The organism is Lichenihabitans psoromatis (genome assembly GCF_004323635.1).
GTDB lineage: Bacteria > Pseudomonadota > Alphaproteobacteria > Rhizobiales > Beijerinckiaceae > Lichenihabitans > Lichenihabitans psoromatis.
The window spans coordinates 4,166,290-4,190,806 of the sequence record NZ_CP036515.1 but is presented as its reverse complement, the minus strand read 5'-3'; the positions used below and the strand labels follow the sequence as shown (position 1 = coordinate 4,190,806).

Sequence of the window (24,517 nt, the reverse complement as noted above, 5' to 3'; positions counted from 1 at the left end):
TCAATGTCCACCCTGGTCGGTTGCGCCGAGCAGGAATTTTTCGATGGCCTTGGCGAAGCCCTCGTCGTTGTAGGAATCGGTCGTGGCGCTGGCTCGGCTCTTCACGTCGTCGCTGGCATTGCCCATGGCAATGCTGAAGCCGCTTTTGCGGAACATCAACTCGTCGTTCGGCATGTCTCCGATGGTGGCGAATTGCTCGGGCGGAATGCCGAGGTGCTTGGACAAGGTTCCGACGACCGTGCCCTTATTGGCGTCTGGATTGGTGACGTCGAGATAGTAGGGCTGCGACCGCGCTGCCGAGACCTTGTCGCCGAAGGCCTGCTGGGCATCCTTCTCGGCTTTGGCTACGAGATCGCGATCGTCGCTGATGCCGACGATCTTGACCGCATGGTCGAGCGCGTCGTCCGAGAATGTCGCCACCACCTTGGCCTCGAATTTGACCGTCCAGGTCTCGCGCTCGACATGCGGCGCCTTGGCGTCGCGAATGAACCAATCGTCCGCGGTATAGACCCAAGCGTCCATCCCGTGGTCGAGAATGAGTTTCAACGTGGCGCGGGCCACGTCTGGCGCGATCGTCTTGGCTTCGACGACGGACATGTCGGGGTTGATCAACACGCCGCCGTTGAAACCCGCGATGGGCGTTTCAAGAGCAAGCGGCTCGATCAGCATGGCCATGCCGCGCGGGGGTCGGCCGCTAGTGACCGCGAAGGCGATGCCGTGTTGCTTCAGCGCTTTGACGGCCGCGATGGTGCGCTCGGTAAGCACCTTCTGCTCAGTCACGAGTGTCCCGTCCACATCGGCCAACAGGACCGCGATCTTGCCCTTCGGCATGGTGTCGGCTGTCATGATTGGACGCTCCCCTCGTAGGATGGTGCCACCGCATCGACCGGAATGTTGAGGACGTAGCGTTCGATGGCTTTGGCAAAGCCCTCGTTCTCGCAAGTATCCGTCACGACATTGGCCATGTGCTTGACCGCATCGGTCGCATTGCCCATGGCGACGCTGAAGCCAGAAACGTCGAACATCGGCGTATCATTGTAGCCGTCGCCGATCGTGAACACCTGATCGAGCGGCACACCGAGATTGCGCGCCACCCCGCGCACCGCCGCGCCCTTGTTGGCGGCCGCATTGGTGATGTCGAGATAATAGCTCTGCGAGCGTGTCGCGAGGGCCGACCCGCCAAGCTCGGCTTGCAGGATCGCCTCGCATTCGGCGAGCAGCGGATGGTCGTGGCTTGCCGCCACGATCTTCAACGTGCGTGACATGTGAGCATCGTCGAACTCCTCGACGATCGTCGGCCGCAGCCCGAGGGTCGTTGCCTCATGGTCGACATGCGCGCCGTTCGGGTCGCGGCAGAACCACTCGTCGTCGGTGAACAGCCATGCATCGATACCCTGCCGACGCAACATCGACACGCTCGTCCTGACCGCGTCGATCGGCAGGATCAGTCGTTCGATGATCGTCAGGTCTGGGCGGATGATCGCACCGCCGTTCACGGCGCCCACCGGAACCTCGATCCCGATGGATTGAACAATACTCCGCAAGCCGACGGGCGGACGGGCGCTGGCGACGCTGAACCCGATGCCGCGCTGCTTCAATTGCGCGATCGCGGCCCTGGCGCGGGGTGTCACCACCTTGGCTTTCGTCACCAAAGTGCCGTCGATATCCGACACCACAAGGGCAATCGGCTGCCGGGGATGTTGATCGCGGCTCACGAAGCCTTCCCCGGGACAAGGCTCTTCGGACCCGGGTCGATTGCGACCGGGCGCCAGCTGCGACCGCCGTCTTTGGCCAGCAGAGCATCCGCCGCGGCGGGGCCTGCCGTGCCGGCGATGTAGTTGGGGAAGTCGTCGGGCTTCTGCTTGGCCCAGGCGTCGATCACCGGCTGCACGATCCGCCAGCCTTCCTCTACCTGATCGGCCCGTTGAAACAGGGTCTGATCGCCGAGCATGACGTCATAGATCAGCGTTTCGTAGCCGACATTCTGTTGGGGCGGAAACCAGTCGCTGTAGGAGAAGTTCATCTTCACCGATTTCAGATCGACGACCGGGCCCGGCTGTTTAACGTCGAACTGCATCGAGATGCCTTCGTCCGGCTGGATCTGGATCACCAGCCAATTTGGATGCATCGATTTCGCATCCGTATCCTCGAACAAGCTCGTCGGTGCGGATTTAAAGCGGATGGCGATCTCGGTGGTCCGGCGGGTCATGTATTTACCGGTCCGGATATAGAACGGTACGCCCGCCCAACGCCAATTGTCGATTTCGAGCCGAAGCGCCGCATAGGTCTCGACATCGGAATAGGGGTTGACGTTCGGCTCGGTCCGATACGCACGCACGGCTTTGCCGAGCACACTGCCGGAGTCATATTGGCCGCGAACCGCGTCGCCCGGCTGCACCGATTTGATCGACGCGAACACATCGACCTTTTTGGATCGGATTGCATCGGCCGCGAAGGAGGTCGGCGGCTCCATGGCGGTCATGCATAGCAATTGGAACACATGGTTCGGCACCATGTCGCGCAACGCGCCTGTCGCCTCGTAGAAATATCCGCGTCCCTCGACCCCGACCGTCTCGGCCACGGTGATCTGAACGTGATCGATATGGTCCCGATTCCACAACGGCTCGAACATTCCGTTTGCGAATCGGAACGTCATGATGTTTTGGACCGTCTCCTTGCCGAGAAAATGATCGATCCGATAAACTTGGTCTTCGTTCAGCGATTGCAGGATGCGTTTGTTGAGATCGCGCGAGGTCTGCAGGTCGTGACCGAACGGCTTTTCGATGACGACACGACGCCACGCGTTCTGCTCGCCCTCTTCGGTGTCGACGAGCTTCGCCTTGCCGAGTTGATCCACGACAATACCAAAGAAACGATCGGCGATCGCCAGATAGAAGATGACGTTGCCGGCCGTGCCGTTCGACGTTTCGATCTCGGCGAGTTTGTCCTTGATGCTCGTGTAGGTGTTCGAATCTTCGAAATCACCAACCAGATAGAACATTCTGTCGGTGAGCCAGGACCATGCCTTCGCGTCGATTTTGGCCGGCTCGAACTCACCGGTGCCGCCGACGAAGCTCTGCATGGCTTCCGTCAGATGCCCGCGCCATTCGACATCGTCTTTGCCGTTATGGTCGATACCAAGGATCGCAAAATTGTCGGGCAGCAAGCCGGTGAGCGCCAGATTATAGAGCGCGGGCGTCACGAGCCGCTTGGTCAAATCGCCGTTGGCGCCAAAGATCACCAGCGTGCAGGGACCCGGTTTCTTCACTGTCGCCGGGCTGATCGCGGCCGGCGGCGTGTTGTCGGTGGCGTCCGCCATCAATTGGCTCCCGGTTTGGAGCTTGCTGCGGCGCTGCTGGGCAGACCCGTCTCGACGTGACCGCCGAAGCCGAACCGCATGGCCGACAGGATCTTCTCGCCAAACGTGTGCTCTTCGCGCGACCTGAACCGGGCGAAGAGGGCGGCGGCCAAAACGTTAACCGGAACGGCCTCCTCGACGGCTGCGTCGATGGTCCAGCGACCTTCGCCGCTATCGGCTACATGACCCGAGAAATGCGCGAGATCCGGGCTGCTGGTCAGCGCCAAGGCCGTCAGATCGAGCAGCCATGACGAGACGACGCTGCCGCGCCGCCAAACTTCGGCAACGTCGGTGAGGTTCAGGTCGAAGCGCTGATTTTCGGGCAGATCCGGCGAGTTCTTGTTCTTGAGGATGTCGAAACCCTCGCCATAGGCCTGCATCAACCCGTATTCGATGCCGTTGTGGACCATTTTGACGAAGTGGCCGGCCCCCGTCGGACCAGCGTGAATGTAGCCTTCCTCGGCGCGATTATCGGATAGCTTCTCGCGCCCCGGCGTGCGACCGACGTCGCCGCGACCGGGCGCCAGCGTCTTGAAGATCGGGTCGAGGCGATCGACCGCATCCTTGCTGCCGCCGATCATCATGCAATAGCCGCGTTCCAGACCCCAGACACCGCCCGAGGTGCCGACGTCGACAAACGTGATCCCTTTCGGGGCCAGCATTTCAGAATTCTTGATGTCGTCCTTGTAGAAGGAGTTACCGCCATCGATGATCGTGTCGCCGCTCTTGAGCAGCCCAGCGAGTTGGTCGACGGTGGCCTGGGTGATCGCCCCGGCCGGCAACATGACCCAAACGGCTTTCGGGCTATCGGTGAGCTTCGAGACCAGATCCTCGACCGAGGTGGCTCCAATCGAGCCATCGGCCACGAGAGCGTCGACTGCCGGAGCAGCGCGATCATAGACGACGCACTGGTGGCCCTCGCGCTGCAGCCGCCGAACGATGTTGCCGCCCATGCGGCCAAGTCCGATCATTCCCAATTGCATGCGAAGTACCCTCTGTTGAAGCGGCAAGTTGGCAGGTCGATCGGTTAAGCCACGATGCTCTTGGTGGCTCCGGACGGCGCGCTTTGATCGTTGTGGGTCGCGAGTTCGCGACGTTTCTTGGCGACACCGCCAAGCAGTTTGTCGAAGGCGTCGTGGAATTTAACCACGCCTTCCTTCACGAGATCGGCCGTGATCTCATCGATCGACAGTCCGAGCGTTTGCAACGCCCCCATCGTATCGGCGACCTCAGACATGCCCTGTTCGATCGTGTCGGGCGTCGCAGTTCCATGGTCGCGGAAGGCCTTCAGGGTCGCCGGCGGCATGGTGTTGACCGTCTCGCGACCAATGATGCTATCGATGTAATAGGTGTCGGGCAGCGACGTCTTCTTGGTTCCGGTCGAGGCCCAGAGCAGTCGTTGCGGCCGCGCTCCCTTGGCCGCGAGCGCCTGCCAGCGCGGCGTGGCGTAAATCTCTTTGTAACGGGCATAGGCCAGTTTGGCACTGGCGATCCCGACCTTGTCGGTCACCTTGTCGACCAGGCCAGGCGCCGTGTCGCCGAGGTCCTTGAGCCTTTCGTCGACCGCGACATCGATGCGGCTCAGGAAGAAACTCGCGACGCTCGCGATGGTCGATGGATCACCCCCATCGCGGACCAATTTTTCGAGGCCGCCCATATAAGCGTCGGCAACGGCCGCATAAGCCTCGATCCCGAACAGCAGCGTCACGTTGACGTTGATGCCCGCGCCGATCACGTCGCGAATAGCCGGAAGCCCCGCATGGGTGCCGGGAATTTTGATCATCAGATTGTCGCGCCCGATGATCCCCCATAGCCGCTTGGCTTCCTCGATCGTCTTGTCGGTTTCGTTGGCGAGATAGGGAGAAACCTCCCAGCTCACGAAGCCGTCGTTGCGATCATGCTTGTCGTAGACGGGGCGGAACAGATCCGCCGCGCCTTTGATGTCCTCCGCCGCGAGAGCCTCGTAGACACGCATGTCGTCGAGAACGCCCTGATCCAGGAGGGCGGCGAGATCATCCTTGTATTCGTCCGTTTCGCCGATCCCCTTTTCGAAGATCGACGGGTTGGAGGTGAGCCCCTTGAGCCCGTCCTCGCCGATTGCTGTCGCCAGATCACCCTTGCGAACGAGGTCGCGGTGGAGATCGTCGAGCCAAGGAGACTGGCCGCAGCTTTCGAGTTGGACGAGGGGGTTCATGGGGCTGCTCCTCTATTCCGAAATCGACGTGGGTTTATTGTGCCGAGTCGTTCACGGCTTTCGGGTGTTTGTGGTTCGCAATCTGCTGTTTGGCGATTTCGACGACCTTCTCGGGCGTGAAGCCGAACTTTGTCAGCAAATCCTTCATCGGTGCGGACGCTCCGAAGCTGTGCATGCCGATGACCGCGCCGAGCCGACCCGTGTAGCGCTCCCACCCCATCGTCGAGCCTTGCTCGATCGCGACGCGGGCCGGCACTTCGGCCGGGAACACGCTGTCCTGATAGGCTTTGTCCTGCATCTCGAACAACTCCCAGGACGGCATCGACACGACGCGAGCCTTGATGCCTTCGGCCTTCAACGTCTCGTAGCCCTGCAGGGCCAGCGACAACTCGCTGCCGGTGCCGATCAGGATCACCTCGGGCTTGCCGTCTTCCGGATCGGCCAGCACATAGGCGCCCTTGGCGACGCCCGATGCGGCCGCGAATTTCTCACGATCGATGGTCGGGAGAGGCTGGCGGCTGAGAATGAAGGTCGCGGGCTGATGCTTCAGGCCGAGCACGACACGCCACGCTTCCGCGACTTCGTTCGCATCACCGGGACGCAGGGTGATCATGCCCGGAATACAACGAAGGCTGGCGACCTGCTCGACCGGCTGATGGGTCGGGCCATCTTCGCCGACGCTGATCGAGTCATGCGTGAAGATGAAGATGGTCGGCAGTTCCATCAGCGCCGCGAGCCGCAGCGTCGGACGGAGATAATCCGAAAAGATCAAAAACGTCGACGCATAGGGACGGATCTTGGACAATGCCAAGCCGTTGCAAATCGCGCCCATCGCATGTTCGCGAACGCCGAAATGCAGGTTACGTCCGCTCCGGTCGATCGGCGTGAAGGCCGCCGAGCCTTCGAAGATCTGCCGGGTCTTGGTCGAGCCGTCGAGATCGGCCGAGCCGCCGAGCATCCAGGGATAATGCTGCGCCAGAGCATTCTCGACCTTGCCGGACGAGTCGCGGGTCGCCAAACCCTTGGCGTCGGCCGGAAACACCGGGATCGCCTTGGCGGCGTCCTCGGGAGTGAGGCGGTGTTCCATCGCCTCGAATTGTCCTGCGAGATCGCCTGCGACACTCTTGTAGGACGCGAATGTCTTGTCCCAAGCGGAGCGAAGCTCGGCGCCGCGCTTGCCCATGCCGTTGGCAAAATTCTCATAGACGCCATCTGGCACCAGGAACTGCGCGTCTTCCGGCCAGCCATAGTTCTTCTTGGTCAGGCGGACTTCTTCCGCGCCAAGCGGTTCGCCATGCGACTTGTTGCTGTCCTGCTTGTTGGGCGAGCCATAGCCGATGTGACTGTCGACGATGATGAGCGTCGGGCGCGATTTCTCTTCGAGAAACGCGTCGATGCCGGCGCGGATTTCCTTGATCGAATTGGCGTCGCGCACATTCACGACGTTCCAGCCATAGGCCAGAAACCGGGTCGCAACATCTTCGCTGAACGTCCAGGAGGCCGGGCCGTCGAGCGTGACCTCGTTGCTGTCATAGAGCCAGCACAGATTGTCGAGCTTCAGATGGCCGGCCAGCGACGCCGCCTCACTGGCGACGCCTTCCATCATCTCGCCGTCGCTGCAGAGGGCGTAGATGTTATAGTCGATCAGCGTGTGGTCCGGCTTGTTGTAGCGCGTCGCGAGCCACTTTTCGGCAATCGCCATGCCGACGCTCATCGAGACGCCCTGGCCGAGCGGTCCGGTCGTCGCTTCGACGCCCGACGTGAAGTGATATTCGGGATGGCCCGGGCAGGCGCTGCCGGGCTGCCGGAATGTCTTGATATCGTCCATGCTGACGGCCGGACGGTTGACGACCTCATAATCCTCGTTGACGGCCTGAACTTTGGTCAGGTGGAGCATCGAGTAGAGCAGCATCGATGCGTGACCCGCCGACAAGATAAACCGGTCACGGTTGGGCCAGAGCGGTTGCGTCGGGTCGTAGCGAAGGTAGTCCTGCCACACCGTATAGGCGACGGGGGCCATTCCCATCGGCGCACCCGGATGTCCAGAATTCGCTTTCTGAACGGCATCGATCGAAAGCGTGCGGATCGTGTTGATGCTGAGAAGATCGATATCGTCCATAATGCGTCTCGTTCTTGCAATGGTCGCATCGGCGACCGATACGGACCGTGGTTGCGAACCTTAAGGGGGACATATGACAGTCCCGTGCACAGGCGCGATGTTGGCGAGTGCGAAACGTAAACGCGACGCCGCCCGTTCGGTTCAGCCTGCGGCAAGCTTAAACTTGGCTTCGTTAGAAAGCCAACCCGGGGAGGATTTTTAGTGAAAATTTTGGATAGCAAAGCCTTCTTGACGCGAGCGGGCAAGTCCCTCGCGTTCACATCCCTCGGTCTTGGCGGGGCCCCGCTGGGCGACCTCTTCGAGCGGCTCGACCAGCAGACGGCGCATGACACGATCCTGACGGCTTATCGGAGCGGTATCCGCGTCTTCGATACGTCGCCCCATTATGGCAACGGGCTGTCGGAAGCGCGCTTTGGCGCGGCGCTGCGCGACTTGCCTCGCGACGCGTTCCTGCTCTCGACTAAGGTCGGCCGGCGCATGGATCCGTTCACGCAACCCGCGCCCGCCAGAGCCGATGTGACGTCCCCGGGGTTTGCAGGGGGCTTCCCGCATCGTGCCATGTTCGATTATTCCTATGACGGCACGATGCGCTCGATCGAGCAGTCGCTTCTGCGGACCGGATTGTCCCGGTTCGATATTCTGATGATCCACGATTGCGACGTGTGGACCCAGGGCGCCGATATGATCGACCAGCGCTTCAAGGAGGCGATGGACGGCGCCTACAAGGCGCTGGATCGTCTCAGAAGCGAGGGCACGGTCGCGGCGATCGGGGTCGGTGTCAACGAGGCCGACATCTGCGAGCGCTTTGCCCGCGCCGGCGACTTCGACGTCATGATGCTGGCCGGGCGCTACTCTTTGCTCGAGCAACCCGCGCTCGCCTCGTTCCTGCCGCTGGCCGAACAGAAGTCGATCGGCATTCTCCTGGCCGGCGTGTTCAACTCGGGCATCCTGGCCACCGGGGCGGTGCCGGGCGCCACCTATAATTACACGGCGGCATCCACCGACATCATGACACGGGTCGGGCGGATCGAGGCGGTTTGCCAGAGGCACGGCGTCACGCTGCGTCAGGCGGCGCTTGGCTTCGCCTTGCATCATCCGGCCGTGGTGACGTTGGTGCTGGGCGCCGTCAAGCCGGGCGAAATGGAGGCCAATGTGGCCGATGCTCAAATCGCGATCCCACCCGCACTCTGGAGCGAGTTGAAGCGCGAGGGTCTGCTTGACGCCGCCGCGCCGACCGGGTGAAGGAAGACGGCAGGCAAAGCGCTGCCGCGTGCCGCGCAGAGGGACCAGAATGATCTTTCGACGTTTTGCGCTGGCGATCGGCCTGCTATTCGCTGGGTTGGCGTCGCAACTGCCGGAGTTCACGCAGCAGTATAAGCAACGGCTCGGCGGCGCGATCGACGAGTTGCGCTCGATCGTGACGCAGTTCGACGCCGAGGCCGCCAGTCAATCGCTGAACCGCGACCAGGGGATCGCGCGGCTTCGCGGCAATTCCGACGTGTTGGCGCAGGAGCGGGGCGCCAGCATCGCCGAGACCACCGCGCGCGAAGAACGGCTCGAACGGCAGCGTGCGTCGTTCGACACCGCTGGGCCGTTGTCGCAATATGCGGTGCTGGCCAAGGATTTCGATCCCGGCATCGCGCGCCAGGCCTATGCAGATTATCAACCCGCGCTGCCCGTCACGACGGCGGGCTTCGTCAGTGCCGGCATCGGCCTCGTGGTCGGCTGGCTCGCCACCCATCTCGTCGCTCTGCCGATCCGGCGGCGACGATTCCCTCCGACCACCGGCATCACGCGCGTCTGACGGCTCAAGCGTCTTCTTCGGCTTGGTTCTGGGCGATGGCCGAGCTGCCGCCATTCAGTCCCGAGGCGATCGTATGACCGATCGCGACAGCCGCGAGGCAGAGCAACACCGAGACGGCGATATTGATGCAAGCCCGCAGAGTCGCGCCGCTGCGAAGCAGGTCGAGCGTCTGCAGGCTGAACGACGAGAAGGTCGTGAAGCCACCACAGACGCCGACCATGACGAACAAGCGCATGTTTTCTGACACCGGGAAGCGGCCATGCGCGAGCGTCAGCGTGCCGAAGAGGCCGATCAAAAATGAGCCTGCGATATTGATCGCGATCGTGCCCCAGGGCAGTGACTGGCTCCAAGGTGCCGTGAGGGTCGCCACGGTAAAGCGCGCCAGCGTGCCGAGCGCGCCGCCGAGCGCCAGGAGCAGATAAGTTTGGATCGTCATCGTGGTGCCTCCATTGTTGGGAGGAGGCGGCCGTTTGGGCGCACTCCTACCGCTGGTGTCTTGCGGTAGGAGTCATCAGCTCGGTCACGAGCGGTTTCGGGGGAACCCCATCCCCATCGACGGCTGTAACGGTCAGCGGACCAAAACGTTGCTGAACTGCCAGGGATCCTCACGGTCGAGGTCTTCGGGAAACAGTCCATCGCCGCGATGGGTGAGTGGCGTCCAATCCGTATAGGCGCCGACCACCGGCCCAAGATACGGCGTTTGAATCTCGAGACAGCGCTTGAAATCCATTTCGTCGGCTTCGACGATACCTGCTGTCGGATTTTCGATCGCCCAGACGATACCGGCCAGCACGGCCGATGTGACCTGCAACCCGGTCGCGTTTTGGTAGGGCGCAAGCTCCCGCGTCTGTTCGATCGAGAGCTGCGACCCGTACCAATAGGCGTTTTTCGCGTGGCCGTAGAGCAGCACGCCGAGTTCGTCGATCCCATCGACGATGTCGGCCTCGCCGAGGATTGTCCAGGTTGCTTGACGCTCCCACTGCTGCCCGGCCATCTCATCCAGCGACAACACGGCATCGTCCGCCGGATGATAGGCGTAATGGCAGGTCGGCCGGTAGACCGCCTTGCCATCTTGATGAACCGTCAGATAGTCGGCGATCGAGATGGCCTCGTTATGCGTGACCAAAAAACCGTGCTGAGGACCAGCTGTCGGCGTCCAGGAGCGCACGCGCGTGCCAGCGCCGGGACGCAGCATATAGATGGCACAATCCGGTCCGAAATCGTGGCGCTGACCTTCGAGCGGCAGAGCCTTCTCGTGTGTGCCCCAGCCGAGCTCGGCCGGCTGCAATCCCTCCGACACGAAGCCCTCGACCGACCATGTGTTGACGAAGACGCCGCGCGGCTTCGGGGTCTTGGCACGCTGGGTGTCGCATTCGGCGATATGGATGCCCTTGATGCCAAGTTGCTGGGCTAACTGGCCCCAGCCTTCCTGCGTCTGCGGTTCACTCGCGTCGAAGCCCGTGGCCTCGGCGATGTTGAGCAGCGCCTGTTTGACGAACCAGGACACCATGCCGGGGTTTGCGCCGCAGGTCGTGACGGCCGTGGGGCCGCCGGGATGGGCACGACGAAGGTCCATCATGGATTCGCGCAGAGCATAGTTGGACCGCTGCGACACCGTCAGACGCTTGTCGGTGTAGAAGCCCGGCCACGGCTCGACGACGGTATCGATGTAGAGAGCGCCGAGCTCCTTGCAAAGCCGCACCATAGCGACCGACGACACGTCGACCGACAGATTGATGACGAGAGCCTGCTTGCCGCCAGCCGTCAGCAGCGGCTTGAGCACTTTGATGTAATTGTCGATCGTCAGCCCGACCTTGTGAAACGCGATGCCGCGTTCGTCCAGCAAAGCGCGATCGGCATCATCCGGCGCGATCACGGTCATTTGCGCCTTGTCGAAACCGATATGCCGCTCGAGCAAAGGCAGCACGCCTTTGCCGATCGAACCGAAGCCGATCAGGACGATAGGGCCATCGAATTGGGCGTGTTGGGTCCAGTCGGTCATGGGGCGTCCGTCATAGGCAAGGCAGGCGATCGATCGCCAGCGACATCGCCTTAGACCCAAGCTAGCCGTCACGGTCAAGCCAGAAGCGGGATTTCGGCAAACGCGAACAGGCGCTGAGAGTTTTTCAAGGGGATGTCGATGCGGCGGTTCGACGCCGTCATTCAGTTTGGAAACGCTATAATGAGACTTTCGAAAACGATCGGTACGGAATATAGGTCGACCAGAAGCTCAGCCTTTTGCGTGTTTCTCCCCCCGACCTCTTATCGTGATGAGAGAGGCGGGCCGTGACCATAACCTAATCTGTGGCGACCCCGATCGATGGACCGTGGCAGCCGCATCCCGTCGTTTCCAGCAACACGATCGGAGCGGGCCACATGGGCGGCGCTCCATCGCGGAGACCCCCATGATCGACCTCAAAATCAATGGCCAGACCCATAGTCTCGATGCGGATGGCGAGATGCCACTGCTCTGGGCTATTCGCGACATCCTGAACATGACCGGCACGAAGTTTGGCTGCGGCATCGCGCAATGCGGCGCCTGCACAGTGCATATCGACGGCCAGCCGACCCGCTCCTGCCAGACCCAGATCAGCGATGCGGTCGGTCACGACATCACCACCATCGAAGGCGTGCAGGGCAAGGTCGCCGATGCCGTCAAAGCATCCTGGCAGACGCTCGACGTGGTGCAGTGCGGCTATTGCCAGTCGGGGCAAATCATGTCGGCGATCGGCCTGCTGTCGCAGACGCCCAAGCCGAACGATGGCGATATCGACTCGGCGATGTCGGGCAACGTGTGTCGTTGCGCCACCTACAGCCGTATTCGCGCCGCGATCCACGACGCTTCCAGCAAACTCGCCTGAGGGTCCAGCCATGTACAGCAAGACCATGAACCGGCCGGCAGCGCCGGCCATTGCCCCCTCGCGCCGCGACGTCTTCAAGGCCGCCGGTGCAGGCGCGCTCGTGATCGGCTTCGTCATGATGAGCGGACGCGGCTATGCCGAAGAGGCCGCCGGTGGCGGCAAGGCTCTCGTCCCGACTCTCGGGGACGCCCCGCGCCCCAACGCCTTCGTTCGGATCGCGCCTGACAACACCGTCACGGTCATCGTCAAACATCTCGACATGGGGCAGGGGGTCACGACCGGCTTGCCGACCATCGTGGCTGAGGAACTCGATGCCGACTGGTCGCAGATGCGCGCCGAATTCGCGCCCGCTGACGCGCAGCTTTACAACAATACGGATTTCGGACCGATCCAGGGAACCGGCGGATCGACCTCCGTCCACAACAGCTGGACGCAACTCCGCAAGGCGGGGGCTGCGGCCCGCGCCATGCTGATCGCCGCGGCGGTCGACGAGTGGAAGGTTCCGGCGACCGAGGTCGTGGTCACCAAAGGCGTGTTGACCCACAAGTCCGGCAAGTCCGCGACCTTCGGCGACCTCGCCGCGAAGGCCGCGCAGCAGCCGGTTCCGATCGAGGTCCGCCTCAAGGACGCCAAGGACTTCACCCTGATCGGAACGGCCGTACACCGCATCGATCATGTCGTGAAGACGGATGGATCGGCCAAATTCGCGCTCGACATTCGCCGACCCAATATGCTGACCGCCGTGCTTCAGCGCCCGACCCGGTTTGGCGGCACGCTGAAAAGCGTCGACGACAAGGCGGCCCGCGCCATCAAGGGTGTTGTCGACGTCGTCATCGTGCCGCAAGGCGTGGCGGTGCTGGCCGAGAACACGTGGGCGGCCCGGCAAGGGCGCGATGCCCTAAAGATCGAGTGGGACGACAGCAAGGCGGAGATGCGCTCGACCGCCGACATGCTGGCCGACTACAAGACATTGGCGGCGACGCCCGGTTCCGTCGCCGTGAAGGCCGGTGATGCGGATCAGGCGTTGAAGACATCCGGCAAGGTCCTCCAAGCTGAATTCGTGTTTCCTTACCTAGCGCACGCGCCGATGGAGCCTTTGAACTGCACCATCGAGCAGGCGGCGGACGGCTCTTATGACTTCTATGCTGGGTCGCAATTTCCCACCATCGAGCAGGCGGTAGCGGCCGCGACCTTGGGCGTCACGGCCGACAAGGTCCGCATCCATACAGTGTGGGGCGGAGGCTCGTTCGGGCGTCGTGCGACGCCGAATGGCGATTATTTCGCCGAAGCGGCTGCCATCATGAAGAAGGCCGGTGGCAAGCGACCGGTGCATCTCGTCTGGACGCGTGAGGACGACATCAAAGGCGGCCGCTATCGTCCAATGTTCTACCATGCTGTCGAAGCCTCGCTTGATGCGAACGGCGGCGTTGCGGCATGGAAGCATCGTCTGGTCGGGCAGTCCTTCATGCGCGGCACGGCTTTCGAACCGGTGATGTTCAAGGAAGGCGTCGATGCGACCGCGGTCGAAGGCGTCGCCGACATGCCCTATTCGATCCCGAACCGCTTGGTCGACTGGCACGACGCGCCCTCGGCGATCTCGACGCTCTGGTGGCGGTCGGTCGGCCATAGCCATACCGCTCAGGCTGTCGAGGTCATGATGGACGACCTCGCCCATGCGGCCGGCAAGAACCCGGTCGATTTCCGCGTGGCGTTGCTGAAGGACCATCCGCGCCATGTCGCGGTGCTGAAACTCGCGGCCGAGAAGGCTGGGTTTGGTCAGGCCATGCCGGCCGGACAGGGCCAGGGCGTTGCTGTGCACGAGAGCTTCAACACCTATGTGGCGATGGTGGCGGACGTCACCGTCAATGGTGCCGACGTGAAGGTGAACCGCATCGTCATCGCGGTCGATTGCGGCATCGCCATCAACCCGGACGTGATCAAGGCTCAGATGGAAGGCGGCGCGGGATATGGCCTCGGCGCGGCGCTCCGCAACCAGATCACGTTCGATAAGGGGATTGTCGATCAGGCGAATTTCGACACTTACGAGCCGCTGCGAATCTCCGATATGCCGGTCATCGAGGTCCACATCATGCCGTCGACTGAAGCGCCGACGGGTGTTGGCGAGCCAGGGGTGCCGCCCGTCGCTCCGGCGGTCTCCAATGCGATATTCGCGGCGACGGGCAAGCGTCTGCGTTCGCTGCCGTTCGACTTCGATCGTCTGAAGGGGGCTTAAGCAGCAGCGTCATTCCTCGACGTCGGGACGGACGCCGAGGATCGCGACGATGATGCTGACATTTCGCGAGAGAGGCCGTGGCGATTACTAACCAGGATTCGCTACGGCCTTTGTTGAAGCTTGTTCGAGACAGTCATTCGTGACCATCCTCTCGCCTTGAAGCGGGGGCTTGAAAATGATGACAGAATGCGGTTGCGGTTCGACCCATGACGCCGGGCGGCGGGCTTTTTTCACGGCTGCGGCCGCGACAGCAGGGGCTGCCGTCACGCTGGGTTTTCAGCCGGCGTCGGCGGCCGATGCCAAGCCTGAGCCGGACAAGCGCATCTTCATGCAGGAGGCTACTCGGCTTGCGATCGAGTCGGTCGAAAAGGGCTGGGGTGGGCCGTTCGGGGCCGTGATCGTCAAGGACGGCGAGATCATCGGGCGCGGACAGAACCGGGTGCTGCTGACCGGATGTCCCGTCTTCCATGCCGAGATCACCGCTATCATGGACGCGTCGCAACGGCTCAATCCCAAAGCGCTTCTGGGCAGCGACTATGGGGCCGGCACGATCCTGGAGATGATCCCGCGCGAGGCGGGTTCGCCGGATCCGGTGCCGGAGCGCGCCAAGATGCTGAAGGGCTGTGACATCTACATCAACGGCGCGCCATGCCCGATGTGCATGAGCGCGATCTACTGGTCGCGCATCGACCACGTCTATTTCGCAGCCTCGTTAGCCGATACGAGCCATATCGGCTTTGACGATGCGTTCCAATATGAGGATTTCACGAAGCCATGGGAGAAGCGACGCATCGCCGTGACGCCCGGCTTTGAGCGGGACACGGGTCTCAAGGCTTACACGGCCTGGCAGGACAAACAGGATCGCCACCCTTACTGATCGTCGCGCCGCTCTGCCGGCTCGATCGATTTAGGCCGCGAGGCGAAGCCCGTCCTGGCGACGGCCGTCCAACAGAAGTCCCGTGCCGACGACGCGCCCGCGTGCCAACGCGAGCGCGCCCGGCACGAGTTCAAGGCCTAAAAACCGCGCCTCCTCGACAGGGCCTGGCAGGGTCAGGCCAAGCGTTGTGTCGCGGCTAAAGCCGAATTGGGCATAATAGGGCGCATCGCCGACGAGGATGATCGCCCGGTGGCCGAGCTTTCTGGCGCGGCTCACCCCATGCTCGACCAGGGCCTTGCCGATGCCGAGCGAGCGATGCTCGGCCGATACCGCCAAGGGTCCCAGCATCAGCGACTCGCAGCGTCCCGCTTCCACATGCCAGAACCGCAGCGTGCCGATCACGGCGCCGCCAGTGGTTGCGACGAAGCTCAGGCCATCCGCTGCGATCCGACCTTCGCGCAAGCGCTCACAGGTCTTTTCGAAACGCGACAAGCCGAAGCTCGCATCGAGGAGGGCCTCACGGGCCGCGACATCGTCGTGCTGTTCGTCGCGCAGACGCAACACGGTCGAGACCGGACGCAGCGTGCGCCAGGCCGACGAGACGCCGGAGAACAGCCGTGCAGAGACGAGGGCGGTCATGAGCCCCTCCAGGGGAGTGGTGGTACGAACGGGACGGGCGTGGGTATGCACACGCCGCTACTGAAGGCCGGCACCCTTGCGTGGTGCGGCCATCGCCGATGCTGAGAACGGGTCGGAGATCGGGGCCGAAATCGGCCCATCGACCTCAGATCACGTAGGACTTCAAAGGCGGAAACCCATTAAAGCCGACCGCCGAATAGGTGGTCGTATAGGCGCCGGTCCCCTCGATCAGAACCTTCGAGCCGATCTCCAGACTGAGCGGGAGCCAGTAGGGATCCTTTTCGTACAGTACATCAACGCTGTCGCAGGACGGGCCGGCGATGATGCAGGGCTCCGCTTCGTCACCGTCGAACGCCGTCCGGATCGGGTACCGGATCATCTCGTCCATCGTTTCGGCCAAGCCGTTGAACTTGCCGATATCGAGGTAGACCCAACGCATCGTGTCGCCGTCGGCCTTCTTCGAGATCAGCACGACCTCCGCCTCGATCACACCCGCATTGCCGACCATGCCACGGCCCGGCTCGATGATGGTTTCGGGAATACGGTTGCCGAAATGCTTCCGAAGCGACGCGAAGATCGCCTCTCCGTAGGCCTTCACGGCCGGAACCTCCTTCAGATACTTGGTCGGAAACCCGCCGCCGAGATTGACCATCTGGAGCGTAATGCCACGTTCGGCCAAATCCCGGAAAATGCCCGACGCTGAGGCCAACGCGCCGTCCCACATCCCCGGATTGCGCTGCTGCGACCCAACGTGGAACGACAGGCCATACGCGACGAGGCCCAAGCGATGCGCCGTTTCGAGCACGCGCGCCGCCATCGCCGGAACGCATCCGAACTTGCGCGACAACGGCCACTCGGCGCCCTCGCCGTCACAGAGAATGCGGCAGAACACCTTCGAGCCGGGCGCGACGCGCGCGATCTTCTCGACCTCCACCTCGCAATCGACCGCAAAGAGGCGAATGCCGAGCCCGTAGGCCCGCGCGATGTCGCGCTCCTTCTTGATCGTGTTGCCGAACGAGATCCGGTCTGGCGATGCGCCGGTCGCGAGCGCCTGCTCGATCTCGACCACCGAGGCGGTGTCGAAGCAGGAACCCATCCGGGCCAGCAGGTCGAGCACTTCGGGAGCCGGGTTAGCCTTCACGGCATAGAACACGCGCGTGTCGGGCAGCGCCTTGGCAAAGCAGGCGTAATTGTCCCGCACGACGTCAAGGTCGACCACGAGGCAGGGGCCGTCTTCACGACGATTGCGGAGAAATTGATGAATACGGTCGGTCATGGCGGCATCCCATCTGGCGCGATTGCTCGCGGCCGGAACGAAAAAGAGGGGATCGGCGGCAATGCGTCATCGATGGCGCGCGATGGAGACGCGACCAGGAACGTTACTCTGCCAACCGCGATCGCACAGTCTACAGGTGCATGAATAGACCCATGCACCGGACAACCGAACGATCAAATGCTGCGCCGTTGGCTATGCGTCCCGCTCGGCACGAGCCGAGCGACGAACCGAATAGCCATCGATTGGAAAGGGGAAATCCCTAACCGCACACCCGGCAAGAAAGACAAGCCTCTTCGTAGCCGACCTTTGGAGGGTCGGCAGAGACGAAAAAGCCCGGTCCGTCGTTGCTTCAAGTCGCGTCCCCCGTTTGGCGGGGTTCGCCGGTTCACCTCCGGCTGCCGGTTGTTTCTGACGGTTAATCGGCCTCTTGTCCGAACCCCGCCAACCGACACACGACCACAGGCACGTGCGAAATTGGGCAAGGCGGTAGATAGGGACAACGGACGTTGGGCACAAGCGTTTTTTTGAAAAAAGCGCGACCCGCGACGGGATCACGCATGCCTTTGATTCGCATGAACAATTCTTGACAATCCGGGCTCAAAATCCGAGCAGGATTCAGCAGCTAAGTGAATGTCGATTTCGTCAATGAAAACAGCCCTGCTTTCCTCTCGCAGGGTTGCAAAAAGATCCCTGAAGGCGTCGGGCCGTCATTCGCCGCGGAGGATCATGTCGTCCCGGTGAATCATCTCGGCGCGGCCGGTGACACCCAGCACCGTGACAATATCCTGCGAGCGGCGGCCGGCGAGACGGACCGCATGGCTCGCATCATAGGCCACCAACCCACGCCCGAGTTCCACACCGGCGGCATCCTGAATCCGCACGCAGTCTCCGCGTGCAAACGAGCCCTCGACATGGGTGACGCCAGCGGGCAGCAGGCTCGCACCCCCCTTGAGCGCCCGCGCCGCACCTGCATCCACCGTGAGGAGACCGCGCGGCTCGAGCGACCCAGAAATCCAGACCTTGCGGGCCGAGACGGGAGTTTCAGTTGTTAAAAACCACGTGCACGGCCCGCCTTGCTCGATCCGGCGGACCGGATGCGCGATCCGTCCATCAGCGATCACCATATGGGTGCCGCCCGCCGTGGCGATCTTGCCGGCTTCGATCTTGGTCCGCATGCCGCCGCGTGACAAATCGGAGGCCGGGCCGCCGGCCATTGCCTCGATGGCCGCATCGATCCGCGGCACCAGCGGGATCAGCGTCGCGGACGGATCGTCGGCGGGCGGCGCCGTATAGAGGCCATCGATGTCGGACAGCAGTACCAGCAGGTCCGCGCTGGCCATGGTGGCGACGCGTGCGGCCAGGCGGTCGTTGTCGCCGTAGCGGATTTCGCTCGTCGCGACCGTATCGTTCTCGTTGATGATCGGCACGGCGCGCCGCTCGAGTAGCCGCCCGATGGTTTCCCGCGCATTGAGGTAGCGGCGACGCTCCTCGGTATCCCCCAAGGTCACCAGAATCTGTCCTGCCGTGATGCCACGCGCGCCGAGAACCTCCGCCCAGACGCGGCTGAGCGCGATCTGGCCGACTGCGGCGGCGGCCTGGCTGTCTTCCAGCTTCAACGCGCCGGACGGATAGCCCAGCACCGTCCGGCCAAGCGCAATGGCGCCTGACGAGACCACGAGAACATCGACGCCACGCCCATGCAGGGCCGCTATGTCGTCCGCCAAAGCGTCCAGCCACGCTCGCTTCGGCTCGCTCGCGCGGCGATCAACCAGCAAGGACGAGCCGACTTTGACGACGACACGGCGGAAATTCTGCAGGAGAGGCATCATGACGAACAGCACGCGCGAGAGGGATGCGCGCCTTCGGCCCCCGGCGCCGCTTTGTCAAGGCCAGCTCGCGCCGCGGCATTCACTCGATTGAGGCGGACGGACGCAACGAACAAGCGCCCCAATCGAATATTACGTACGTCAATCAACGAGCTATACTCACCTCGACGCCTCCGGAGATGGTCATGAGCAAAGTTACACGGCGACAGGTTCTCGGTGCCGCTCTGGCCGGAAGCCTCGGCGCAGCTCTGGCGCCGATGGCGCGTGCCGCGACAGGCGGGTTGCCGATCGTCGGCGCCATTCGCTGGGATGCGTGGTACGACCCCGATGGGCAAATCGGCAAAGCGGTCGAAGCCAGTCTCGGGCCGAGCCAATTCCACAGCCGCATGCCGTTCTTTGGCAAGGCGACTGACGCCGATCACGTGCGGATCGACGGCAATCACCAAGACGTCATGGATCGGGAGATCCAGATGGCGAAGGCGGCGGGCCTCTCCTATTGGGCCTATTGCTGGTACCCGCAGGACAGCCCGATGCAGAATGCCTGGCGGCTGCACCAATCCAGCAGCATCAAGGACAAGATGAACTGGTGCCTGCTTTGGCAATTCTCGAATCTTGGCGGCCGCGCCGCCTTCGAGAAGAACGTGCCGCAAGTGGTCAAGTGGCTCGCTCAAACCAACTATCAGGTCACGTCGGAGAAGCGCCCGCTCATCTATTTCAACGTCGATCAGCCGCAGACCCTCGCGAAGTGGCAGAATGATTGGGGCATGGTGGCTGCGGCCTTGGATATGCTCCGGGCAGCCTGCGCGGCCGCCGGCCTTGCCAAACCCTATCTCGTCGTGATGAACGGCTCGGCCGAGCAGGCCGGCGACGTGATGCAGAAGCTCGGCGGAGATGCGATCAGCAACTACATCGCCCAGACCCCGAAGAGCGATACGCCCAGCTTCGATGATCTGCGGGCGTCGGCGCAACACTATTGGGCCGATATGGCGCGTCATGCCCCGCATATCGTGCCGATCGTGATGACCGGGTGGGATACGCGCCCGCGGAAGCTCAACACGCCCTTCTGGGAACACGCGCCCAAGCGTGGGCAGTCGATCCACTATGTGCCGCATGGCAGCCCGGGCGAGATCAAGGCCGCGATCGGCGATGCGACCCAATATGTCCGTGCGAATCCGGCGATTTGTCCCTCGGGATTAGTGTTGGTCTACTCCTGGAACGAGTGTGACGAAGGGGGAGGGTGCCTCGTTTCGGTCTATGCGGGGGGTGACTAAAACGGCACTTAGGTTTACGGTTCGGCGCTCGTTTGCTCATGGAAGTTACTGATGTCGATGACGAATTTCGCCTATAAGATCGATATTGGGGTCGTCCCAAGGGTGTCGCTCGGCCAGGATGGTTTGATTTATCTGACCGGTGGAACGAACGGAACGTTGAAGCTCTATTCCGACCGCCTCTTTCAAGCCGACGTCGATCGCGATGGCTGGATCGCTCTGGTCGCGGCACGGTCGGCCTTCTTTGCGGAGCAAAACATCCCTTGGCGTTTTGTGCTGTCGACGGAGAAACTGTCGATCTATGGCGATGACGAACTCGCCCGTCAGTTGGCCGAGCCGGTGACGTCACCTGGGCAGGCCTTCAAAAGCGTCATCCAAGACGACGCTGTTCTCTATCCGCGCGATCTGTTGCGGGCCGAGATCGCCCAAAACGTCTATGTGAAAACCGATAGCCACTGGTCGCCGGTTGGCGCCTTCCTGGTCTTTCAGGAGATGATGCGCTCCGTCGGGCTGAGCCTCGACTGGGGCCGCTACACTGCGATGCCCGACGGACGCCTGACCTATCACGGCGATCTCTGGTCGGCGGATTACGGTGACGTGGGGCCGGATGTCTTCTTGCGCCGCAAAATCGACCCCGCCATCCGCACCGTTTACAAAAACCCGATCGTCGGGCTCTCGGAAGCGCGGGGTGGTCGCGTTGGATTGCATGTCGGTTCGCACCTGATCTGGCGCAATCCAACGGCCGAAGTAAAGAAAAACGTCATTCTGTTCGGCAGCTCGTTTTCGGAATCGCGACTGGAATGCACGTTACTGTCCTATCTCTTCGCGCTTTATTTCGAAGAGGTGCATTTCATCTGGTCGACCAGCCTCGATAAATCATACATCACCCGCACACGACCGGATTACGTGTTCGTGGAAATGCCCGAGCGTTTCGTCCGACAGGTTCCGGCCGACGACCTCAGCATCGAGCGGTTCGGAGCGGCCGAGGCCGAAAAATGGTTGATGGCCAACCCGTGACGGCACGGTCGTCATCGGCGCGCGTCAACTTGAGCGTTGCTTTGCGTGCGGCCTCTTCCCTTTGGTCAATCGATATGTCAGCGACACGCGAGCGACATCGCGATGCGACGCAGGGGACGCGGCTCCGAGGGGCGGCCGTGCTTTATGATCGACGCGGGTGGACGCGGCTTTGTCTGGCGGAGGGGAGACCGACATGACCATCTTGGTGACAGGCGCGGCTGGCTTCATCGGTTTTCACGTGGCGACGGCCTTGCTGGCGCGCGGCGAGACTGTCGTCGGCCTCGATAGCGTCAATGATTATTACGACGTGTCGTTGAAGCGTGCGCGGCTCGCTCTGTTGTTGCCGCACGCGCAGTTCCGGTTCGTGGAGGGCGATATCAGCGACAAGGCGGTTCTCGACGCCCTGATCGCGGCGCATCCCGACCTCGACCGCATCGTTCATCTGGCGGCGCAGGCCGGCGTGCGCTACTCGCTGGAAGAGCCGCGGGCCTATATCAAGGCCAACATTGTCGGGCATCTCGAGATCCTCGAACTCGCCCGCAACATGCCGGGACTGAAACACCTCGTTTACGCCAGTTCATCCTCGGTTTATGGCGGCAGCCGGACGCTGCCGTTCGGGCTCGACGATCGATGTGACGAGCCGCAATCGCTCTATGCTGCGACGAAACGAGCCGATGAACTGATGAGCTTCACCTACAGCCATCTCTACAGCATCCCCGCCACGGGCCTCCGGTTCTTCACGGTTTATGGACCGTGGGGCCGCCCCGATATGGCCCCGATGCTCTTCGCCCGCGCTGTGCTCGAAGGCAAGCCGATCCGCCTGTTCAACAACGGCGACATGGAGCGCGATTTCACCTATATCGACGATGTCGTCGCAGGCGTGATCGCGGCGCTGGACCGTCCACCGGAGGGAACGCCGCCTCATCGCGTTTTCAATCTCGGCAACCACCGCACCGAGCAGTTACGCCATTTCGTCGACGTCATCGAACGCTCGTGCGGACGCAAGGCCGACATCGTGTTGGCCCCGATGCAACCGGGCGATGTCCAAAGGACCTATGCGGATATCGCGACGTCGCGCCGCGACCTCGGTTTCGAACCGAAGACATCGATCGAGCAGGGAATACCAATCTTCGTCGCGTGGTTTCGACGCTTTTACGGTTTGTGACGGAGGGCGAGATGGCGCGACCGATGACGATCGACCCGCTCCACAAGCTGGCCTTGTGGATGGTCCTCGGTTTGGTAGTCTTTCTGGCCGTGTGCTTCGCGATCATTGGACACGGCTTCCTGTTGCGTCAGAGCACGGTCGTCCAGATGATCGACGGGGTGCCGACGCCGGTCGAAAAATGCGTGTTTTTCACCGTTTTCGGTCGTGAGCTGCGGGCCCAGACGCCGGATCCTGCGACCGGCAAGCCACGGTGTTGATCGGCTCCCGATATCTCTTTGGGCTAGGCCCGATCGCGAAGTTGTGATTTCGGGCGTGAGTCGGGAGAGTTGACGCGTCTTTCGTCTGCCCAATGTCTCTCTGTGTTGGCTGAAGGTGGCAGGCATCACAGGCCGCCAGTCCAACGCAAGGAGACACCAATGAGAGTCAACACCATCGCGCTTGCGGCTCTGGTCATGGTTGGTTTAACCGCGACGATCGCCTATGCGACGCCGTCCTATGAGGGCATGACGCCGACCCGTCACGTGGTTCATCATCATCACGTTGCCAGAAACCATCCGGCCAATGCGCCGGTCTCCGATGTTCCGCAAGAGAGTGCGGCGCCCGAGACCCTGCCGAAGCCAGAACCCTATAATCCAGCTTTGGATCGCGCGGGCTCTGGCACCGGATATTGAGGCTGTGGCTGCGCAAGGTCGCTGAAAAGCCGTGCGTTTTAATTGAGCGTTGTGGCGGGAGGGGATACATCTCTGACCGTGATCGGTTTCGATGCCGTTCCTCCCACCGCAAAGGTCAGCCATGATCTACGAACTCCGCGTCTATACGGCCGTCCCCGGGCGTCTGCCGGATATCATGAAGCGCTTCGACACAATCACCCTGAAACTCTGGGAGAAACACGGCATACGCCAAGCCGGTTTCTGGACAACCGTCGCGGGTCCGTCGATCAACGATTTGACCTATCTTCTCGCTTGGGAGTCGCTGGCTGAGCGCGAAACCAAGTGGGCCGCGTTTGGGACCGATCCCGAGTGGCTGAGCGCGAAGGCCGAGACAGAAGCAAACGGGCAACTCGTCGCCAACATCGCGAATTCATTTCTGCAGCCGACATCTTTTTCGTCGGTCAAATAGGCGCCCCGCTCGTCCGAGAATTATTATATTTTTATGACATGATGGCGATTGCGACGATCCTTTCGTCGAGACTCGACGTTCGCTTTGAAAGACCCGCGAGCCCCACTTGCGGGTCGCATCGTCGCAACGGTCGGAAGGTGGCTTATGGCGCTCCACAACCCAGAACTGAACGAGGTCGCTCTGATCGACCTTCGCCCCACTCAAATGACGGCAGGTTTTGCCGAGGTGGCGCAAAAACGGCGCGCGTGGAAGGATGGCGAGGACAAGAAGGCGAATTTTCTGCCGAGCCATTGCTTTCCAGCCGTCAGAGGGCCGAAAGATCGGATCTACATCACCGATCACCACCATCTTGGGATGGCGCTGATCGAGGCGGGTGAGACGAAGGCGTTCGTTACAATCTCGAACGACTTCTCGAAGCTTGCCCGCTCCGAGTTTTGGACCATCATGGATCACCTGAAGCTGGCGCACCCCTACGATCAGCATGGCCATCGATGCTCGTTCGATGACATGCCGAAGAAGCTGACAGCCCTGGTCGACGATCCGTTTCGCAGTCTTGCGTCCACGGTCAAAGATGCTGGTGGCTATGCCAAGGCAACCGAGCCCTTCGCCGAATTTCTCTGGGCCGATTTCTTTCGTCGGCGCATCTCGGCCGAGGCGCTCCACGACAACAAGAAAAAGGTACAGGCCGAGGCCCTCGCAATGGCGCATACGACGGCCGCGTCGCATCTTCCAGGCTGGACCGGCGAATCCTCGACCTAGCT

General features: G+C 62.1%; 23 protein-coding genes and 1 riboswitch. Of the genes, 12 read left to right on the top strand and 11 right to left on the bottom strand.

The genetic code is table 11. The annotated features are described in order from the left end of the window. From EY713_RS19590 to tkt, 6 genes are read right to left on the bottom strand one after another with little or no spacing between them, the layout of a single operon-like run. Positions 1-846 (bottom strand): Cof-type HAD-IIB family hydrolase, encoded by an 846-nt coding sequence (locus EY713_RS19590; protein WP_165491198.1) that lies wholly within the window; start codon positions 844-846, stop codon positions 1-3. After that, a complete protein-coding gene (locus EY713_RS19585; RefSeq protein WP_245572797.1) occupies positions 843-1,715 on the bottom strand; it encodes a Cof-type HAD-IIB family hydrolase in 873 nt (290 codons plus the stop codon). Before EY713_RS19585 ends, EY713_RS19590 begins: the two co-directional genes overlap by 4 nt. Next, positions 1,712-3,319, bottom strand: a complete 1,608-nt coding sequence (gene zwf, locus EY713_RS19580) for a glucose-6-phosphate dehydrogenase (protein ID WP_131118372.1) — start codon at positions 3,317-3,319, stop codon at positions 1,712-1,714. Before zwf ends, EY713_RS19585 begins: the two co-directional genes overlap by 4 nt. Beyond that, positions 3,319-4,341, bottom strand: a complete 1,023-nt coding sequence (gnd, locus tag EY713_RS19575) for a phosphogluconate dehydrogenase (NAD(+)-dependent, decarboxylating) (protein WP_131118370.1) — start codon at positions 4,339-4,341, stop codon at positions 3,319-3,321. Before gnd ends, zwf begins: the two co-directional genes overlap by 1 nt. Positions 4,342-4,385: 44 nt before the next feature. After that, entirely contained in the window at positions 4,386-5,552 is a 1,167-nt protein-coding gene (gene tal, locus EY713_RS19570) for a transaldolase (protein ID WP_131118368.1), read from the bottom strand. 34 nt (positions 5,553-5,586) lie between these two features. Next, complete coding sequence (tkt, locus tag EY713_RS19565) at positions 5,587-7,671, bottom strand: transketolase (protein ID WP_131118366.1); 2,085 nt, start codon at positions 7,669-7,671, stop codon at positions 5,587-5,589. Between the two features lie 201 nt (positions 7,672-7,872). On the opposite strand from tkt, the gene EY713_RS19560 reads away from it, so the two are divergent. Together EY713_RS19560 and EY713_RS19555 are read left to right on the top strand one after the other, a co-directional pair. Further along, positions 7,873-8,913: an aldo/keto reductase gene (locus tag EY713_RS19560; protein WP_342635961.1), complete on the top strand. Its 1,041-nt coding sequence runs from the start codon at positions 7,873-7,875 to the stop codon at positions 8,911-8,913. Positions 8,914-8,962: 49 nt separating this feature from the next. Continuing rightward, positions 8,963-9,475 carry a DUF2937 family protein gene (locus EY713_RS19555; RefSeq protein ID WP_131118364.1) on the top strand — a complete coding sequence of 171 codons (513 nt, stop codon included), beginning with the start codon at positions 8,963-8,965 and terminating at the stop codon, positions 9,473-9,475. A gap of 4 nt (positions 9,476-9,479) precedes the next feature. Here the strand turns inward: EY713_RS19555 and crcB are convergent, their stop codons facing one another. Both crcB and EY713_RS19545 read right to left on the bottom strand, forming a co-directional pair. Continuing rightward, positions 9,480-9,911 carry a fluoride efflux transporter CrcB gene (gene crcB / locus EY713_RS19550; RefSeq protein WP_131118362.1) on the bottom strand — a complete coding sequence of 144 codons (432 nt, stop codon included), beginning with the start codon at positions 9,909-9,911 and terminating at the stop codon, positions 9,480-9,482. A gap of 59 nt (positions 9,912-9,970) precedes the next feature. Beyond that, positions 9,971-10,035: riboswitch (Fluoride riboswitch) on the bottom strand. 8 nt (positions 10,036-10,043) lie between these two features. After that, complete coding sequence (locus EY713_RS19545; RefSeq protein ID WP_131118360.1) at positions 10,044-11,477, bottom strand: homospermidine synthase; 1,434 nt, start codon at positions 11,475-11,477, stop codon at positions 10,044-10,046. 403 nt (positions 11,478-11,880) lie between these two features. On the opposite strand from EY713_RS19545, the gene EY713_RS19540 reads away from it, so the two are divergent. The 3 genes from EY713_RS19540 (at position 11,881) to EY713_RS19530 (ending at position 15,446) form a co-directional block, all read left to right on the top strand. Further along, positions 11,881-12,336, top strand: a complete 456-nt coding sequence (locus tag EY713_RS19540; protein WP_131118358.1) for a (2Fe-2S)-binding protein — start codon at positions 11,881-11,883, stop codon at positions 12,334-12,336. Between the two features lie 10 nt (positions 12,337-12,346). Continuing rightward, on the top strand, positions 12,347-14,569 hold the full coding sequence (locus EY713_RS19535) for a xanthine dehydrogenase family protein molybdopterin-binding subunit (protein WP_131118356.1): 2,223 nt from the start codon (positions 12,347-12,349) through the stop codon (positions 14,567-14,569). A 175-nt stretch (positions 14,570-14,744) separates the two neighbouring features. After that, a complete protein-coding gene (locus EY713_RS19530) occupies positions 14,745-15,446 on the top strand; it encodes a nucleoside deaminase (protein WP_131118354.1) in 702 nt (233 codons plus the stop codon). A gap of 30 nt (positions 15,447-15,476) precedes the next feature. On the opposite strand, the gene EY713_RS19525 is transcribed toward EY713_RS19530, so the two are convergent. The 3 genes from EY713_RS19525 to proB form a co-directional block, all read right to left on the bottom strand. Next, positions 15,477-16,085: a GNAT family N-acetyltransferase gene (locus EY713_RS19525; RefSeq protein ID WP_131118352.1), complete on the bottom strand. Its 609-nt coding sequence runs from the start codon at positions 16,083-16,085 to the stop codon at positions 15,477-15,479. 145 nt (positions 16,086-16,230) lie between these two features. Beyond that, positions 16,231-17,361, bottom strand: coding sequence for a type III PLP-dependent enzyme (locus tag EY713_RS19520; protein ID WP_131118350.1), 1,131 nt, complete (start codon positions 17,359-17,361; stop codon positions 16,231-16,233). Between the two features lie 707 nt (positions 17,362-18,068). Then, complete coding sequence (proB, locus tag EY713_RS19515) at positions 18,069-19,190, bottom strand: glutamate 5-kinase (protein ID WP_131118348.1); 1,122 nt, start codon at positions 19,188-19,190, stop codon at positions 18,069-18,071. A gap of 182 nt (positions 19,191-19,372) precedes the next feature. Between proB and EY713_RS19510 the strand changes: the two genes are divergently transcribed. From EY713_RS19510 to EY713_RS19480, 7 genes are all read left to right on the top strand, one after another. Continuing rightward, on the top strand, positions 19,373-20,458 hold the full coding sequence (locus EY713_RS19510; protein ID WP_131118346.1) for a hypothetical protein: 1,086 nt from the start codon (positions 19,373-19,375) through the stop codon (positions 20,456-20,458). Positions 20,459-20,509: 51 nt separating this feature from the next. Then, a complete protein-coding gene (locus EY713_RS19505; RefSeq protein WP_131118344.1) occupies positions 20,510-21,472 on the top strand; it encodes an alginate O-acetyltransferase AlgX-related protein in 963 nt (320 codons plus the stop codon). 193 nt (positions 21,473-21,665) lie between these two features. Further along, positions 21,666-22,637, top strand: coding sequence for an SDR family NAD(P)-dependent oxidoreductase (locus EY713_RS19500; RefSeq protein ID WP_131118342.1), 972 nt, complete (start codon positions 21,666-21,668; stop codon positions 22,635-22,637). Between the two features lie 11 nt (positions 22,638-22,648). Further along, positions 22,649-22,894: a hypothetical protein gene (locus tag EY713_RS19495; protein WP_131118340.1), complete on the top strand. Its 246-nt coding sequence runs from the start codon at positions 22,649-22,651 to the stop codon at positions 22,892-22,894. Between the two features lie 159 nt (positions 22,895-23,053). Continuing rightward, positions 23,054-23,308 carry a hypothetical protein gene (locus EY713_RS19490; protein ID WP_131118338.1) on the top strand — a complete coding sequence of 85 codons (255 nt, stop codon included), beginning with the start codon at positions 23,054-23,056 and terminating at the stop codon, positions 23,306-23,308. A gap of 121 nt (positions 23,309-23,429) precedes the next feature. Then, positions 23,430-23,756 carry an NIPSNAP family protein gene (locus tag EY713_RS19485; RefSeq protein WP_131118336.1) on the top strand — a complete coding sequence of 109 codons (327 nt, stop codon included), beginning with the start codon at positions 23,430-23,432 and terminating at the stop codon, positions 23,754-23,756. Positions 23,757-23,900: 144 nt separating this feature from the next. After that, positions 23,901-24,515 carry a ParB-like protein gene (locus EY713_RS19480; protein ID WP_131118334.1) on the top strand — a complete coding sequence of 205 codons (615 nt, stop codon included), beginning with the start codon at positions 23,901-23,903 and terminating at the stop codon, positions 24,513-24,515. The last annotated feature ends 2 nt before the right edge of the window (positions 24,516-24,517 follow it).

Bases quoted from the DNA above. Each gene is read 5' to 3' on its own strand.
- EY713_RS19590 (WP_165491198.1), bottom strand. From the start codon at position 846: ATGACAGCCGACACCATGCCGAAGGGCAAGATCGCGGTCCTGTTGGCC.
- zwf (WP_131118372.1), bottom strand. From the start codon at position 3,319: ATGGCGGACGCCACCGACAACACGCCGCCGGCCGCGATCAGCCCGGCG.
- gnd (WP_131118370.1), bottom strand. From the start codon at position 4,341: ATGCAATTGGGAATGATCGGACTTGGCCGCATGGGCGGCAACATCGTT.
- tal (WP_131118368.1), bottom strand. From the start codon at position 5,552: ATGAACCCCCTCGTCCAACTCGAAAGCTGCGGCCAGTCTCCTTGGCTC.
- tkt (WP_131118366.1), bottom strand. From the start codon at position 7,671: ATGGACGATATCGATCTTCTCAGCATCAACACGATCCGCACGCTTTCG.
- EY713_RS19555 (WP_131118364.1), top strand. From the start codon at position 8,963: ATGATCTTTCGACGTTTTGCGCTGGCGATCGGCCTGCTATTCGCTGGG.
- crcB (WP_131118362.1), bottom strand. From the start codon at position 9,911: ATGACGATCCAAACTTATCTGCTCCTGGCGCTCGGCGGCGCGCTCGGC.
- EY713_RS19545 (WP_131118360.1), bottom strand. From the start codon at position 11,477: ATGACCGACTGGACCCAACACGCCCAATTCGATGGCCCTATCGTCCTG.
- EY713_RS19540 (WP_131118358.1), top strand. From the start codon at position 11,881: ATGATCGACCTCAAAATCAATGGCCAGACCCATAGTCTCGATGCGGAT.
- EY713_RS19535 (WP_131118356.1), top strand. From the start codon at position 12,347: ATGTACAGCAAGACCATGAACCGGCCGGCAGCGCCGGCCATTGCCCCC.
- EY713_RS19530 (WP_131118354.1), top strand. From the start codon at position 14,745: ATGATGACAGAATGCGGTTGCGGTTCGACCCATGACGCCGGGCGGCGG.
- EY713_RS19525 (WP_131118352.1), bottom strand. From the start codon at position 16,085: ATGACCGCCCTCGTCTCTGCACGGCTGTTCTCCGGCGTCTCGTCGGCC.
- EY713_RS19520 (WP_131118350.1), bottom strand. From the start codon at position 17,361: ATGACCGACCGTATTCATCAATTTCTCCGCAATCGTCGTGAAGACGGC.
- proB (WP_131118348.1), bottom strand. From the start codon at position 19,190: ATGATGCCTCTCCTGCAGAATTTCCGCCGTGTCGTCGTCAAAGTCGGC.
- EY713_RS19510 (WP_131118346.1), top strand. From the start codon at position 19,373: ATGAGCAAAGTTACACGGCGACAGGTTCTCGGTGCCGCTCTGGCCGGA.
- EY713_RS19505 (WP_131118344.1), top strand. From the start codon at position 20,510: ATGTCGATGACGAATTTCGCCTATAAGATCGATATTGGGGTCGTCCCA.
- EY713_RS19500 (WP_131118342.1), top strand. From the start codon at position 21,666: ATGACCATCTTGGTGACAGGCGCGGCTGGCTTCATCGGTTTTCACGTG.
- EY713_RS19495 (WP_131118340.1), top strand. From the start codon at position 22,649: ATGGCGCGACCGATGACGATCGACCCGCTCCACAAGCTGGCCTTGTGG.
- EY713_RS19490 (WP_131118338.1), top strand. From the start codon at position 23,054: ATGAGAGTCAACACCATCGCGCTTGCGGCTCTGGTCATGGTTGGTTTA.
- EY713_RS19485 (WP_131118336.1), top strand. From the start codon at position 23,430: ATGATCTACGAACTCCGCGTCTATACGGCCGTCCCCGGGCGTCTGCCG.
- EY713_RS19480 (WP_131118334.1), top strand. From the start codon at position 23,901: ATGGCGCTCCACAACCCAGAACTGAACGAGGTCGCTCTGATCGACCTT.